We start from the raw sequence: 14,838 nt of genomic DNA, 5'->3' as shown, positions 1-14,838 counted from the left end.
CGAGGGCCGAGTGCGAGCGGCGTACACGAGCGGCGAACACCGGGCCGCGCACGGCGGCCGGGAACGGTCCGGACGGGACCGGCCACGACCACGGGACCGGCGGGGCCTAACGGACCGGCGGGCCCTGACGGACCGGCTGCGAGGGCGGCCGCGCGGACGCCTTCGAGGGCTGTCCGGGCTCGTCCGCCGGCTGTTCCCGGCCCGCCGGCCGTTCCCGCTCCGCCGGCCGTTCCCGCTCCGCGGACGCGGCGCCCTCCGTACCGACCCGTCTCGGCAGCCGGTACGACAGGCGTCCGTACCAGCCGTAGGAGAGGGCGAATCCGAAGCCCAGGCAGATCACGCCGCCCACCGCGTCGAGCCAGAAGTGGTTGGCGGTGCACACGATCACGACCAGGGTGAGGGCCGGGTAGAGCACACCCAGCGCACGCACCCACAGCGGCCCGGCGAGCGCGGCGACGGTGATGCCGCACCACACCGACCAGCCGATGTGCATGGACGGCATGGCGGCGTACTGGTTCGACATGTCCGCGAGGTTGCCGGACGCCATCGATCCCCAAGTCTGGTGGACCTGGACGGTGTCGATGAAGCTGTCGCCGCGCATCAGGCGGGGCGGCGCCAGCGGGAAGAGGTAGTAGCCGAGGAGGGCGATCCCCGTGGTGGCGAAGATGACCAGGCGTGTCGCGGCGTAACGGCCGGGGTGGCGGCGGTAGAGCCACACCAGGACGCCGATGGTCACGACGAAGTGCAGCGTGGCGTAGTAGTAGTTCATGCTCAGGATGAGCCAGGTGACGCCGTTGGCCGCGTGGTTGACCGAATCCTCCACGGCGATGCCGAGGATCTGCTCCGCTCGCCAGACCCAGTCGGCGTTGTCGAGCGCCTGGGAGCGCTGTTCGGGTACGGCGTTGCGGATGAAGGAGTAGACCGCGTAGCTGACCGCGATGAGGACGATCTCGAACCAGATGGTGGGCCGCCGCGCGGCCCGCGGTCGCCTCGCCGCAGCCGTTCTGCCGCCCTCGTCAGCGACTTCGCCCGGGCCGGCCCCGTGCTCGCCCGCCTGCGGGCTCGCGCCGGCCGTCCGGCGTACGTCCGTGGTCCTCGTCGTCGGTGCCCCCATGGGGGGACAGTCTGCCAGAAGGCGGCAGAGCGGCGATCATCCTGCGGTCGGGGATCCGGCCGTTTCCGTCCTCCCTGCGGCCGAGGGGAAAGACGCAGTTGAACCGCGTACGACCAACTCCGGGAGGAAGACGAACTCGCTGTGCGGTGCGGGTGTACCGCCGATCTCCTCCAGCAGCGCGCGTACCGCCGCCTGCCCCATGGCTGTGACCGGCTGACGGATCGTGGTGAGCGGCGGATCGGTGAACGCGATGAGCGGTGAGTCGTCGAAGCCGATCACCGAGATGTCGCCGGGCACTTCCAGCCCCCGCTGCCGGGCCGCGCGGATCGCGCCGAGCGCCATCATGTCGCTGGCACACACGACGGCCGTGCAGTCGCGCTCCAACAGCTCGGTGGCCGCCGCCTGTCCGCCCTCCAGGGTGAACAGGGAGTGCTGCACGAACTCCCGCGCCTGCTCTGCCGTGAGACCGAGCTGGTCGTGCACCGTGCGCACGAAGCCCTCGATCTTGCGCTGTACGGGCACGAAACGCTCCGGTCCCAGAGCAAGTCCGATGCGGCGGTGGCCCAGGGACGCCAGGTGTGTGACGGCCAGCCGCATCGCCGCGCGGTCGTCGGGGGAGACGAACGGTGCGCGCACCTTGGCGGCGAAGCCGCCCACGAGCACGAAGGGCACGCCCTGCCCGCGCAGGCGTTCGTAGCGGTGCATGTCGGCCGTGGTGTCGGCGTGCAGTCCCGAGACGAAGATGATGCCGGCGACGCCGCGGTCGACCAGCATCTCCGTCAGCTCGTCCTCCGTCGACCCGCCGGGTGTCTGCGTGGCCAGCACCGGTGTGTATCCCTGCCGGGTCAGGCCCTGGGCGATCACCTGCGCGAAGGCGGGGAAGATCGGGTTCTCCAGCTCGGGGATGATCAGGCCCACCAGGCCGGCACTGCGCCGGCGCAGCTTGACGGGACGCTCGTATCCGAGCACGTCGAGAGCGGCGAGGACGGATTCGCGGGTGGCCGCGGCGACGCCCAGCTTGCCGTTGAGCACGCGGCTGACCGTCGCTTCGCTGACCCCCGCCTGCGCTGCGATGTCAGCTAGCCGTGCGGTCACAGGGGTGGACTGTACCGGCCGTCCTCCCCGCTGCCCACCGTGCCCTGGCCCAAGATCCGCAAATCACCTTGCTGCAACTTGCCGCAAACTCTTTCGCAATATTCGTTCCGCTGTTACGTTCCTCCGCAGCCGGGCGCCGTCCAAGGCGCCGGGGTCTCCCCAGGCCGGAGGCCGAGGGGGCGCACTCGTGGGAGGAATGGACATGCGGCGTGGCACAGGAGTCACCGCGGCGGCTGCGGTGCTGGCACTGACGGCGACGGCGTGCGGCGGGGACAGCGACAGCGGCGACAACGGTGCGAACGGCGAGATAGCCGGCACCGTCACCTACTGGGACACCTCGAACGACGCCGAGAAGGGCACGTACAAGAAGATCGCCGAGGACTTCGAGAAGAAGCACCCGAAGGTCGATGTGAAGTACGTGCACGTCAACTTCGGCGACGCGAACCAGAAGTTCAAGAACGCCGCGGGCGGCAACTCCGGTGCCCCGGACGTGATGCGCACCGAGGTCGCCTGGGTCGCCGACTTCGCCAACCTCGGCTACCTCGCGCCGCTCGACGGCACCCCGGCGATCGACAAGCCCTCCGACTACCTCAAGGCGGCGGCGGGCAGCACCCGCTTCAAGGGCGAGACGTACGCCGTGCCGCAGGTCACCGACACCCTCGGCCTCTTCTACAACAAGAAGATGCTCGAGGACGCGGGAGTCGAGGTGCCCGAGTCCTTCGCCGAACTGAAGAAGGCCGGCAAGGAGATCAAGAGCGAGACCGGAAAGACGGGGCTGTACCTGCGCGGTGACGACCCGTACTGGTTCCTGCCCTACCTCTACGGCGAGGGCGGCGACCTCGTCGACGCCACCGACAAGAAGATCACCGTCGACGACGGGCCGGGTGCCGAGGCGTTCGCCACCATGAAGGACCTCGTCGACTCCGGGGCCGCCGTCACCGACAGCAGCGACGGCCAGGAGAACGGCCTCAAGGCCTTCCAGAACGGCGACGTCGCCATGATCATCGACGGTCCCTGGGACATCGCGGGCGCCCTGGAGGGCAAGCAGTTCAAGGACGACAAGGACAACCTCGGAGTGGCGCCCGTACCGGCCGGCAGCAAGCGCAGCGGGTCGCCGCAGGGCGGCTGGAACCTCTCCGTGTACGCGGGCAGCAAGAACTTGCGCACGGCGCAGGAGTTCGCCAAGTACATGAGCTCCGCCGAGGTGCAGCAGCGCACCACCGAGGAGCTGAGCCTGCTGCCGACCCGCGAATCCGTCTACGACAAGCCGTCCGTGCGTGAGAACACCATGGTCGAGTTCTTCAAGCCCGCCGTGGACAAGGCCGTCCAGCGTCCCTGGATCGCCGAGGGCAATTCCCTCTTCGAGCCGGTCCGGGGCCAGATGGACGCCGTACTCACCGGCAGCCGCAGCCCCGAGGACGCCGCAGACAAGGTGGGCGACGAATATCGCAAGCTGCTCAAGGACTACAAGTAAGAGGGGACGGGCCGGAGGGCATGGCTGTGGAGACCACCACCAGCCGCCCGGCGTCCGGGACCGCGGGCGGCGAGAGTGAAGCCGCCCGCGTCCCCGGGCCCGGAAGGGCGAAGAGGACCGACGGCACCGGACGGGTGCGCAGGGCGCTGTCCCGGCACTGGTACGCCTGGGCCATGGTGGCCCCGGTCGTTCTCGTCATCGGCGTCATCATCGGCTATCCGCTGGTGCGCGGAATGTATCTCTCACTCACGAACGCCGACGAGGCGAACGTCGAACGGACCATCGGCGTCAACCACATACCGGCCACCTACGAGTTCACCGGGCTCGAGAACTACGCCGCGATCCTCGGCGACAGCGTCTTCTGGGACAGGCTCGGCTGGACGGTGGCATGGACGGTCGGCTGCGTCGGTCTGACCTTCTCACTCGGCCTGACGCTGGCCGTCATGCTCAACCGCGCGGTGGCGGGCCGCTCCTTCTACCGCGTCGCGATGATCGTGCCCTGGGGCATCCCGGCGTTCGTCTCCGTCTTCGCCTGGAAGATGCTCTACAACGAGAAGAACGGCCTGCTCAACAAGGTGCTCGACGGCGGCGGCATCGACGCCGTCCCCTGGCTCGGCGATCCCACCTGGGCCAAGGTCGCGGTCATCGCCGTCAACGTCTGGCTCGGCGTCCCCTTCATGATCGTCGCGATGCTGGGTGCCCTGCAGGGCATCCCCGGGGAGCTGTACGAGGCAGCCGAGATGGACGGCGCCGGCCCCTGGCAGCGGTTCCGCAACATCACACTGCCGGGCGTGCGTTCGGTCAGCAGCACGGTGATCCTGCTCAGCACCATCTGGACGTTCAACATGTTCCCGGTGATCTACCTGCTCACCAGGGGAGGCCCGGAGGACTCCACGGAGATCCTGGTGACCTACGCCTTCCGGCTCTCCTTCATCAACAGCCCCCGGGACTTCGCCACTTCGGCCGCATGGGGCGTACTCATCCTGCTCCTGCTCTCGCTCTTCACGATCGTCTACAGGCGGACGCTGCGCCGCCAGGGAGAGGTGTGGTGACCATGGGCTCCGCACTCGGGTCGCCGGCCCCGGAGAACTCCGCGCAGAGGACCGCGGTGGGCAAGACCTCCGCGCCGGGAACCTCCGCCCCGGTGACCTCCGCCACGGCGGCCGGCGCACCCAGGAGAAGGGGCGAACGGGGCCCGCTCGCCTCCCTCGGACTGCACGCCGGGCTGCTCGCCGCGACCGCCGTCGCGCTCTTCCCGCCCCTGTGGCTGCTGGTGACCTCCTTCAAGCCCGAGAGCGAGTCGTTCTCGGCCGCCCTGGTCAAGAACTTCACCGTCGAGAACTACACACACGTGGTCGCCGACACCCGCTTCCTGACATGGTTCGGCAACTCGCTGCTGGTGGTGCTGGGGACGACCCTCATCGGCGTCTTCATCTCCGCCACCACCGGCTACGCCATCAGCCGCTTCCGGTTCCCCGGGATGCGTCCGCTGATGTGGGTGCTGCTGATCACGCAGATGTTCCCGATGGCGGTGCTGATCGTGCCCCTCTACAACACGATGGCGAATCTCGGGCTGCTGAACCAGCCCGTCGGACTGATCATCACCTACCTCACCATCGCGGTGCCCTTCTGCGCCTGGATGATGAAGGGCTTCTTCGACAGCATCCCCGTCGACATCGACGAGTCCGGACGTGTCGACGGCCTCAACCCCTTCGGCACGTTCTGGCGGCTCATCCTGCCCCTGGCACGGCCCGGACTGGCCGTCACCGGCTTCTACACCTTCGTCACCGCCTGGGCCGAAGTCGCCTACGCCACGGCCTTCATGACCGGCGAGGAGAACCTCACTCTCGCCGGCGGCCTGCAGACATTCGTCAACCGCTACGGCTCCGACTGGGGTTCGATGACCGCCGCCGCCGTCATCATCGCCGTCCCCGCCGCGCTCGTCTTCGGTTTCGCACAGCGCCATCTGGTCGCTGGACTGACCGCAGGTGCGACCAAGTCCTGACCCCCGCGCCGCCGGCGCGTCCCGACCGCCGCACCCACCTCTACTCCAGGGATGACATGACCGAGCATCACGCCGCAGGCCCGCCCCCCACGGCTGACCGCGCCCTTCGCACGCCCGCGGGCGACCGTACGGACTGGTGGCGGGAGGCGGTGATCTACCAGGTCTATCCGCGTTCGTTCGCCGACGGTGACGGCGACGGCATGGGCGATCTCGCGGGCGTACGGGCCCGGTTGCCCTATCTCGCCGGTCTGGGCGTGGACGCGGTGTGGCTCAGCCCCTTCTACTCCTCGCCGCAGGCCGACGGCGGGTACGACGTCACCGACTACCGTGCCGTCGACCCCCGCTTCGGCGACCTCCGCGACGCCGCGGCCCTCATCGAGGACGCGCACGGCCTCGGCCTCCGCGTGATCGTCGACATCGTGCCCAACCATTCCTCCGACCAGCACGAGTGGTTCCGGCGCGCCATGGCCGAAGGCCCCGGTTCACCCTCCCGCGAGCGCTACCACTTCCGGCCCGGCAAGGGCGAGCGGGGCGAAGTGCCCCCCAACGACTGGGAGTCGGTCTTCGGCGGCCCCGCCTGGACACGGGTGAAGAACCCCGACGGGAGCCAGGGCGACTGGTACCTCCACCTCTTCGCCCCCGAGCAGCCCGACTTCAACTGGGAACACCCCGCCGTCCGCGACGAGTTCCGCACCGTACTGCGCTTCTGGCTCGACATGGGCGTCGACGGCTTCCGGGTCGACGTCGCACACGGCATGGTCAAGGCCCCCGGACTCCCCGACATGGGCCGGCCCGGCCAACTGCGCCTGCTGGGCAACCATCAGCTGCCCTTCTTCGACCAGGACGGCGTGCACGAGATCTACCGCGACTGGCGGCACGTCTTCGAGGAGTACCCCGGAGAGCGGATCGGAGTGGCCGAGGCATGGGCGCCCAGCGCGCAGCGCACCTCCCTCTACGTGCGCGCGGACGAGCTGCACCAGGCGTTCAACTTCCACTACCTGCAGACCGGCTGGGACGCCGAAGCGCTGCGTGAGGTCATCACCGAATCGCTCGGCGCGATGAGCCCCGTCGGCGCCCCCGCGACGTGGGTGCTCTCCAACCACGACGTCGTACGCCACCGAACCCGTCTGGGCGGCGGCCTGCCCCGCGCGCGTGCCGCCTCGCTGCTGATGCTGGCGCTGCCCGGCTCCGCCTACATCTACCAGGGGGAGGAACTCGGGCTGCCCGAGGTCACCGACCTGCCCGACGAGGCCCGCCAGGACCCCTCCTTCTTCCGCGAGACCGGTCAGGACGGCCTCCGCGACGGCTGCCGCGTCCCGCTGCCCTGGGAGAGGGAGGGGGCCTCCTGCGGATTCGGGACGGGCGGAAGCTGGCTGCCGCAGCCGGAAGGATGGGGCGAGTTGTCCGTGGCCGCACAGACGGGCGACGCGGGCTCCACGCTGGAGCTGTACCGCGCCGCGCTGCGTCTGCGCCGCGAGCAGGACGGCCTCGGCGCGGGCGGGTCGGTGGAGTGGCTGCCCGCGCCCGCCGGCGTCCTGGCCTTCCGGCGCGGCAGCTTCGTGTGCACGGTCAACACCACTTCGGACCCCGTCGAACTCCCGGCCCTGCCAGGGGAGTTGCTGCTCGCCAGCGGGCCGTACGACGGCGGTGCGCTCCTTCCCGCGGACACCACCGTCTGGTGGACCAAGGAGCCCGCCGCATGACCGCGGTGCTGCCCGCCACCCGCCTCGCCGACATCGCCGGACAGGCACAGGTCAGCGAGGCGACCGTCAGCCGGGTGCTCAACGGCAAGTCGGGAGTGGCCGCTTCCACCAGGCAGCGGGTGCTTGCCGCTCTCGACGTGCTCGGATACGAACGGCCCGTACGCATACGGCAGCGCAGCGCCGGACTGGTCGGACTCGTCATCCCGGAGCTGACCAACCCCATCTTCCCCGCGTTCGCCCAGGTCATCGAGCAGGCACTGAGCGGGTACGGCTACACGCCCGTGCTCGGCACCCAGATGCCCGGCGGAGCGACCGAGGACGAACTCGTCGACCAGTTCGTCGAACGCGCCGTCACCGGCATCATCTTCCTCTCCGGCCTGCACGCCGACCTCACCGCCGGCACGGACCGCTACGCCCGACTGGCAGGGCGCGGCGTGCCGTTCGTCCTCGTCAACGGCTACAACGAGCACATCGCCGCGCCGTTCGTCTCCCCGGACGACCGGATGGCGGCCCAGATCGCCGTACGGCACCTGAGGGAACTGGGCCACGAGCGGATCGGACTGGCCGTCGGACCCGACAGGTTCGTGCCCGCCCGACGCAAGGCGGAGGGCTTCCTCGCCGCACTCGGCGGGGACGGGCAGGACGCGGCGGCCCGCGTGCGGCACACCCTCTTCACGGTGGAGGGCGGGCACGCCGCTGCCCAGGACCTGCTGGACGAGGGCTGCACGGGCATCGTGTGCGGCAGCGACCTGATGGCGCTGGGCGCGGTCAGAGCCGCCCGCAGGCGCGGACTCGACGTGCCGCGCGACGTCTCGGTCGTCGGCTACGACGACTCCGAGCTGAACGCCTTCACCGATCCGCCGCTGACGACGGTCCGCCAGCCCGTACGGGCCATGGCCAACGCGGCCGTCCACACGCTGCTGGAGGAGATCCGTGAGAACCCTGTCCCGCAGACGGAGTTCGTCTTCCAGCCCGAGCTGGTGGTACGGGGGTCCACGGGAGGTGCGCCCTCCCCCGGGCACGGACAGGGCACGAAGGTGACGTGACAGCCCGGTCCGGGCACGGGGACTGGCCGGGACCGCCCCGGTTCCCGGCCGCCGTCCCGATCCGCACGGCTGTCACTTCACGCCCCGTCCCGTGCCGTTGCTCTCCGGTCCGGCCGGCCGGTGGTTCCGCCCGTACGGCGGACCGCACGCGCCCGGCCGGTCGGGCCGGTCATCACGCTGAGGGAACCCCGAACGGACGGCGGTTCGCCGAGCAGGCACCCCGCCCTTCGCCCGCCCGGGAGGGGTGTCAGCGGGGCTCGCGCAGCGTCCGTCCGTCCGCGAGCCGTGCGCTGATCTTCGCCCCCGACCCCTTCTCGGCGGGCAGCGTCAGCGTGCGGCCGGAGGAGGAACCGTACGGCCCGTCTCCGCCCGCCGCGCTGATACCGGTGACGTGACGGCTCCCGGCAGCCAGTACGTACCGGTCCCCGGTGGACGACTTCCACGGGACACCACTGACCGCATGAGGCCGGCGCGGTCCGCACGCGATGGTGTCCGAGGCGCGTGCGGAGATCAGCGCCGGTTCGTCCGGCTCCTCCGAGGGCGGAAGGAATCCCCCGACCACGGTGGCTCCCTGCCCTCGCCATGTCTCACCGCGGGTGCACGACCAGGACGCGACGCCGCCACCGTCCGGCAGCAACTGCCGTGCGAACTGCCAGGTGTTGACCGACCGTACGCCGCCGCCCACCATCGTCCGCAGCCCGCACGCGGTTCGGGCGAGAACGGCCCTCGCCGTGCTGCCCGTCGCCTCGGAGGGCTGTCCGCCCGGTGAGCCGCTGGTGAGCCGCACGGCCGTCAACTCGCCCAGATCCGTGTAGAGACGGGGAGCCGGGTCGTCCGCCCCGCCCGCAGACCGGTCCGTCAGCAGCAGCCCCGGCCAGCGCGTGCAGGCACGCGAACGGGTGTCCGGGCCCGTCACCGACGCGGTCACCCCGTCCTCATCGCGCTTGAGGGCACGGCCGTGGTCCTCGGGCCGCAGCAGATCGGCCTCCGCCGCACGGGCCACCCAAGGGGCGGTGAGATAGCGGACGTTGGTGTCGCTGCGGGAGATCACCAGCGCCGCGGCGGACGACGCCTCCGCCCCGTCCGTGCGGGCCAGGTCCAGCACGGCACCGCCCTCGTCGGCGCCCTCGGGCTCCGCGTAGCGCGCCACCCGCAGCCCGTCGTGGAGCACGACGACACTCGCGCCGTCCACCCGGCCCGCGTACAGCAGATGCGGCGGGCCCGCGGGAGGCCCGGCGGGGGTGCCCCGGGTCGCCGACACCGTCACCTGCCGGCCGGGCCGCGCCCATACGGCCAGAGCCCGGCGCAGCAGTCCGCTGTCGCCGGTGAGATCGCCGCGCACGGGCCAGGAGGAGAAGTCCGTGCGGGAGGAGCGTTTCCAAGCGCTGGGGGAGACCCGGACCAACTCCTGCGGGTCCAGGGCTTTCTCGGCCGACGGGTTACGGGCGTACGACGGCGCGGCCGCACCGTCCGGTCCCCACGACCCGTCGGGCAGCCCGAGCAGCCCGCCGCAGATCACGACCGCCACCACTGCCGCGAGAGCCGCCCGCCCGTGCTGGCGCCGCCGCATCAGATCGGTGGGCCCGGCCTGCAGTGAGCACGGGTCGAACTCCGCCGAACTCAACAGGGCACGGGCCCTGTTGCCCTGCGGCCCGCGTACCGTGTCCGCGTCGGACAGCGCCGCGAGCGGGTCCCGCACTCCGGCCGCGGTGAGCATGCGACGCACCTCGGCGTCCGTCATACCCTCCAGGCCGCGCAGCGCATACGCCGCCCGCGCGGCACCCGGGACTCTCGACATCGCCTGGTCGAGGGCGAGTTCGTCGGCGCCTCCGGAGCGCGGGAAGAGACGCAGCCCGAACACACGCGGGAAGAGACCGGGGCGCGGCGGGAGCGGCCGCAGCTTCCACGGGCCGATGCGGCGGGGGCGCTCCGCTGCGAGTGCCGCCCTCAGTACTCGGGCCGAGAGGTGCGCGTACGCCTCTCCGGCCGCGCGGTCGCTGCCGCCCCGCCGCCTGTCTCCGGGCGGCCGGTAGGCGGCACTGCGCCGCTGCCCGGGGAACGACGACCGCCTCGCCCCCGCCTGCCCGCCGGAACCGCGTCCCCGCGGCAGCGCCCGCTGTACGAGAGAGTGCGCCTTCAGTACCCGCCGGTGCCTGGGCGTCGACGGCGGCAGCACCAGATAGGCCAGCCGCACCAGCCGCGGATAGTGCTCCACGAGCGCGGCCTCGGCGCGCTCGACATCGAGGGACCCCACGACGGGCGGATGTGCCGGTCTCCGGGGCTGCTGCTGCGAAGTCGTCTGCGAAAAGGCCACGTTCACGAGAACGAACGATCGCGTCGTTGGTCACCTGACGCGCCACCCCCGTGCGGCGCGGCACCGGACCCGGGGGACGTGCGGGCCGGGCATGGCGAGGGGCCACGACCGGCCGGTCGTGGCCCCTCGCCATCCGCCTGGGGGACCGGTGCGCTCAGCTCATGTCCCAGTCGGTGAACTCCACAGTCCCGCGCGCCCCGTTGCCGCCGTTGGTCGCGGACATGAACAGGCCCGCGTCCTGCCGGGCGCCGACGCCGGAGACCGCGACCGTCCCCACCTTGCGCCAGTTCGCGCCGTCGTCCGTGGAGAGTTCGCCGCGGAAGGAGTGGCCTTCGCGGTGGAGGCGCAGCAGCACCGGAGCCTTGACGCCGATGACACGCCGGTAGGTGTCCAGAGCGCCGTCGCCGTCGGAGTCGTAGGAGAGAACCACGCCGTTGGCGGGCGTCACCGCCAGGTTGACGAAGCCGGGCGAGGCCGCACCCGGCAGGTCGTTGCGGACGATGATGCCCGCCCGTGCCCAAGGACCGGTCGTCTCCTGCGAGGTGACGCGCAGGGTGACGGAACCGCCGTCGCGCAGGGCTCCTTCGCGGTAGACGGCACCGAAGTGGCTGGTGCCCCGCCACATGTCGTCACCCGCGCCGTCGACGGCGAAGCGGTCACCGAGCTGGCCGAAGACGGCGTCGTTGGTGCTGACGGTGGACAGCCCGTCGTCCAGCGGCCCCGCGACGAAGAGCCTGCCCTGCTGCGGCATGCGCACGCGGCGCTCGCCCTCCGGCCCGAACTCCACGGCCAGTTCGTAACTCATCGGCACGAGGGGCGTCTTCAGCTCGTCCTCGGGTGCCCGCACCCGCCAGCGGACGGTGGCCCGTTCGCCCTGCTCGACCTGGAGGACGGACGTGGAGCCCTGCGGCTCGGCGTTCTGCAGACCGGTCAGGGAGAAGTCGACGGTGCCGGTGGGGCGCAGGCCGCTCTCGTTGCGGAACTCGGCGCTGAACTCGCCCCGGCCGCCCGGACTGAGCGTGGCCGGTTCGGACTTGACCGAGACGCTGCCCTGGTAGGGCGCCTTGGCCAGCGCGGTCTCCACACGCTTGGCGACGGTGTGGGCGTCAGCGGTCGGCCGCTGCGCGTACTCCTTGGTCTCGCGTGTCCACTTCTCCTCGATCTCGTACCAGTCGAAGGCCTTGGGTGCCCTGCCCTGCGCCAGGGCGTCCTCCAGCGCCTCCAGATAGGTACGCCACTGCGGGAGGTGGAAGTCGCCGATGAGGCCCTGCCAGTCGCGGTTGGCGTAGTTCGCGAGGCGGCCCTTGTCGGCGGCGGGCCGGTCCGCCCATGTGGTGAGCAGCCTGCGGGCGGTGTGCTCCGAGTGGTCCTGGTCGGCCGTCTCGCCGCCGGCGAGGCGGCGCGCGTCCGCGAGCCACGGCCCCAGCAGGAACGAGCGGTGCGTTCCGGCCACTTCCTCGCTCAGGCTCATCAGCGAAAGCCACAGGGTGCTGATCTTGCGGAAACCGGCCAGGTCCTTGCGGTCGTAGGCGGATTTGAGCTGGCCGATCAGCAGCCACGAGCGGTTGGCGAGCGCCTGGCGAGCCGTGTCGGCCAGGTCGTAGCGGTAGGCGTCGCTGGTGCGCAGCGATTCGCCGACCTTCAGCAGCGCGGTGAGTGCCGGGTCGAACTCGGCGAGGTCGAAGGCCGGGCTGTGCGTCGCGTAGTGGGCGCCGGAGCGGGCCGTGAGGCTGGGGCGGGCGGCGAAGATGCTGTCGTGGGGACGTCCGTCGGTGCTGCTGATTTCGTACGCGGTCGCGCGCAGCGTCGCGAAGGCGCTGCGCGCCTCGGCGTCGTCGCCGCCGTAGCGCAGCCGCGCGTAGTCGGCGAACCACTGGTCGCGCTCCACCGGCTCCTTACGCCAGGCCAGCTCGCTGAACAGCTCGAAGGCCGCCGGGTCGCGGTGGCTGGACTCCGGCATGTACGCGGTGCCGGCGAGCTTGCTGCCCGTCTTGTCGCGCCAGGCGGTGAACCGCTCGGTCCACATGTGGGTCTTGGCGCCGATCGTCGTGCGCCCGCCGAAGTTGGGGATGGTGCCGAAGGCATAGGGGATCTCGCCCCAGTCCGACTCGCGGTCGGTGATCCGCTCCAGGTCGGAGAGGCCGTCGACGACGAGTGCGCGGCTCTTCTGGGTGAGGGCGTCCAGCAGCTCGCGCCGGGGGTTGTGCTGCCAGCCGAGGATCATCCATGTCGCGCCGGGCAGGGCCGTCTGCAGTGCCTTCTCCACGGCTCGGGCCGCGTCCGGCACGGGCACGTTCCCGGCCTTGCCGCCTTCGTGGAGCAGGTCCATCTTGACGTGCCGGATCTGGCCGAAGAGCTCCTTCTGGTGTGCGTAGTAGGCGGCGGCGACCCTGCGGAAGACGGCGGTGCGCGGATCCAGCCAGGCAGGCCGTGGCAGTCCGTTCCAGTCGCCCTGGGGGACGGTCGTCCCGCCGGGGTTCCGCTTGGAGAAGTCCCCGGGGACGGTGCCGAAATAGCCCGGCAGCACGGGGTGCATGCCCAGCTCGCGCAGCCGGTCCACGATGCGGCGGGCCAGGTCAGTACGGCGCTGGAGCATGCCGGAGGTGATGGGACCGCCGTACTCGGAGAGGTTCTGCAGCATCCACCACGGCTGGTGCGAGGGTGCGGGGATCCAGCGGCGTGCCTCGGCGTCGGAGTAGCCGAAGTCCTTCAGCAGCCGGTGGTAGACGGCTTCCGAACCGGCCGTCACGAGCACTTCGTTGCAGCCGTGCAGCGCCATCACGTCGATGAAGCGCTCCCAGTGCTCCCAGTCGGCGTACGGGGCGGTGTAGCCGTCGTGGGTGTCGTTGAGCATGAAGCGGTGGGGGACGGTGGCCTCGCGCTCGTGCGGGCTCTGAGGTGCGGGCAGCTGAGCGGGAAGCTCCAGCTGGCTGCCCGCCCAGGAGATGTGGGCCCGGCAGGTGTACTTGAGGTACCAGTGCAGACCGGTCAGGGTGACGGCGGGGGAGGTGCCGGCGACCTCGATGCTGCCCTCGCTGCCGGAGACGCGGAATCTCTCCCCGCCGTCCGGCAGGGCGGTGAACTTGATCTGCCCGCTGTGGTCGGGGAGCAGCCTTCGTGCCGCGGCCTGTGCGTGCGCCATGTCGGGGGCGGCGGCCGCGACGGTGTCCGTACCGGCTGCTGCCGGGGCCGCGCTGCCGCCGAGCGCCGCACTCGCACCGATCGCGCCGGCCGTACCCAGAAGTGTGCGTCTGTTGATGTCCTCCAAGGCGTGCTCCACTTCTCAAGCAATCGCTTTCACCGCTGTGTGCTGCGCACGCTAATGGAGTGCGGTGTGCTTATACGAGAGGCGCGGCAGGCTGTGGCCGGTCAGCCCCGGTCGGCCCCGTCCAGATATGTGAGGACGGCGAGCACCCGCCGGTTGTCGTCGTCGGACGGCGGAAGGCCGAGCTTGCCGAAGATGTTGGACGTGTGCTTGGCGACGGCCCGCTCGGTGACGAAGAGCTGCGTCGCGATTGCCGCGTTGGAACGGCCCTGCGCCATCAGCTCCATCACCTCCCGCTCGCGGGCTGTGAGTCTCCCCATGGGCTTGTCCTGCGCGCGCCGGGAGAGGAGCTGCTGGATCACCTGCGGGTCCATCGCGGTGCCGCCCCCGGCGACGCGGCGCACCGCGTCGATGAACTGGTCCGCGTCGAAGACCCGGTCCTTGAGCAGATAGCCGACGCCGCCCGTGCCGTCGGCGAGCAGCTCCCGCGCGTAGAGCTGCTCCACGTGCTGGGAGAGGACGAGCACGGGCAGCCCGGGGCGCTTGCGGCGGGCGTTCAGCGCGCACTGCAGCCCCTCGTCGCTGAAGGAGGGCGGCAGACGGACGTCCACGACGGCGACGTCCGGTTCGAGCTGCTCCAGCGCGCGGCTCAGCTCCGGCCCGTTGTCGACGGCGGCGGCGATCTCGAAGTCGAACGCCTCCAGCATGCGGACCAGACCGTCCCTCAGCAGGAACAGGTCTTCGGCGATGACGACGCGCACGGATTCTCCACGGTGGCCGGCGGGCGGGGGACGCCCCATGAATCTACCGGCCGGACGCGGT

Annotated in this window: 10 protein-coding genes; 5 read left to right on the top strand and 5 right to left on the bottom strand. The window is 71.1% G+C overall.

The window, feature by feature from the left end; all coding sequences use genetic code 11:
- Positions 1–106: 106 nt before the first annotated feature.
- The gene (locus tag H343_RS33210) at positions 107–1,114 is read right to left on the bottom strand and encodes a phosphatase PAP2 family protein (protein ID WP_051266216.1); all 1,008 of its coding nucleotides are present in this window, start codon (positions 1,112–1,114) and stop codon (positions 107–109) included.
- Between the two features lie 36 nt (positions 1,115–1,150).
- Positions 1,151–2,209 (bottom strand): LacI family DNA-binding transcriptional regulator, encoded by a 1,059-nt coding sequence (locus H343_RS0127495; protein ID WP_028433746.1) that lies wholly within the window; start codon positions 2,207–2,209, stop codon positions 1,151–1,153.
- Between the two features lie 202 nt (positions 2,210–2,411).
- Between H343_RS0127495 and H343_RS0127490 the strand changes: the two genes are divergently transcribed.
- The 5 genes from H343_RS0127490 to H343_RS0127470 are packed head-to-tail and all read left to right on the top strand — an operon-like array spanning position 2,412 to position 8,437.
- On the top strand, positions 2,412–3,683 hold the full coding sequence (locus H343_RS0127490; protein ID WP_028433745.1) for an extracellular solute-binding protein: 1,272 nt from the start codon (positions 2,412–2,414) through the stop codon (positions 3,681–3,683).
- A 20-nt stretch (positions 3,684–3,703) separates the two neighbouring features.
- On the top strand, positions 3,704–4,735 hold the full coding sequence (locus tag H343_RS0127485) for a carbohydrate ABC transporter permease (protein WP_028433744.1): 1,032 nt from the start codon (positions 3,704–3,706) through the stop codon (positions 4,733–4,735).
- A gap of 2 nt (positions 4,736–4,737) precedes the next feature.
- On the top strand, positions 4,738–5,688 hold the full coding sequence (locus H343_RS0127480) for a carbohydrate ABC transporter permease (RefSeq protein ID WP_078506155.1): 951 nt from the start codon (positions 4,738–4,740) through the stop codon (positions 5,686–5,688).
- A gap of 56 nt (positions 5,689–5,744) precedes the next feature.
- Positions 5,745–7,391, top strand: coding sequence for a glycoside hydrolase family 13 protein (locus H343_RS0127475; RefSeq protein WP_028433742.1), 1,647 nt, complete (start codon positions 5,745–5,747; stop codon positions 7,389–7,391).
- Positions 7,388–8,437, top strand: coding sequence for a LacI family DNA-binding transcriptional regulator (locus H343_RS0127470; RefSeq protein WP_028433741.1), 1,050 nt, complete (start codon positions 7,388–7,390; stop codon positions 8,435–8,437). The genes H343_RS0127475 and H343_RS0127470 overlap by 4 nt, the downstream gene beginning before the upstream one ends.
- 247 nt (positions 8,438–8,684) lie before the next feature.
- Here H343_RS0127470 and H343_RS0127465 read toward each other — a convergent pair whose 3' ends face one another.
- From H343_RS0127465 to H343_RS0127455, 3 genes are all read right to left on the bottom strand, one after another.
- Positions 8,685–10,757, bottom strand: coding sequence for a hypothetical protein (locus tag H343_RS0127465; RefSeq protein WP_028433740.1), 2,073 nt, complete (start codon positions 10,755–10,757; stop codon positions 8,685–8,687).
- A gap of 148 nt (positions 10,758–10,905) precedes the next feature.
- Positions 10,906–14,019, bottom strand: coding sequence for an alpha-N-acetylglucosaminidase (locus H343_RS0127460; RefSeq protein WP_028433739.1), 3,114 nt, complete (start codon positions 14,017–14,019; stop codon positions 10,906–10,908).
- A 101-nt stretch (positions 14,020–14,120) separates the two neighbouring features.
- Complete coding sequence (locus H343_RS0127455; RefSeq protein WP_028433738.1) at positions 14,121–14,777, bottom strand: response regulator transcription factor; 657 nt, start codon at positions 14,775–14,777, stop codon at positions 14,121–14,123.
- Positions 14,778–14,838 lie beyond the last annotated feature (61 nt).

It is taken from the genome of Streptomyces sp. TAA204, from assembly GCF_000424965.1.
This window is presented reverse-complemented; position numbering and strand designations above follow the sequence as displayed.

Coding starts and splice junctions, on each gene's coding strand:
- H343_RS0127470 (WP_028433741.1), top strand. CDS start 7,388: ATGACCGCGGTGCTGCCCGCCACCCGCCTCGCCGACATCGCCGGACAG.
- H343_RS33210 (WP_051266216.1), bottom strand. CDS start 1,114: ATGGGGGCACCGACGACGAGGACCACGGACGTACGCCGGACGGCCGGC.
- H343_RS0127490 (WP_028433745.1), top strand. CDS start 2,412: ATGCGGCGTGGCACAGGAGTCACCGCGGCGGCTGCGGTGCTGGCACTG.
- H343_RS0127485 (WP_028433744.1), top strand. CDS start 3,704: ATGGCTGTGGAGACCACCACCAGCCGCCCGGCGTCCGGGACCGCGGGC.
- H343_RS0127475 (WP_028433742.1), top strand. CDS start 5,745: ATGACCGAGCATCACGCCGCAGGCCCGCCCCCCACGGCTGACCGCGCC.
- H343_RS0127480 (WP_078506155.1), top strand. CDS start 4,738: ATGGGCTCCGCACTCGGGTCGCCGGCCCCGGAGAACTCCGCGCAGAGG.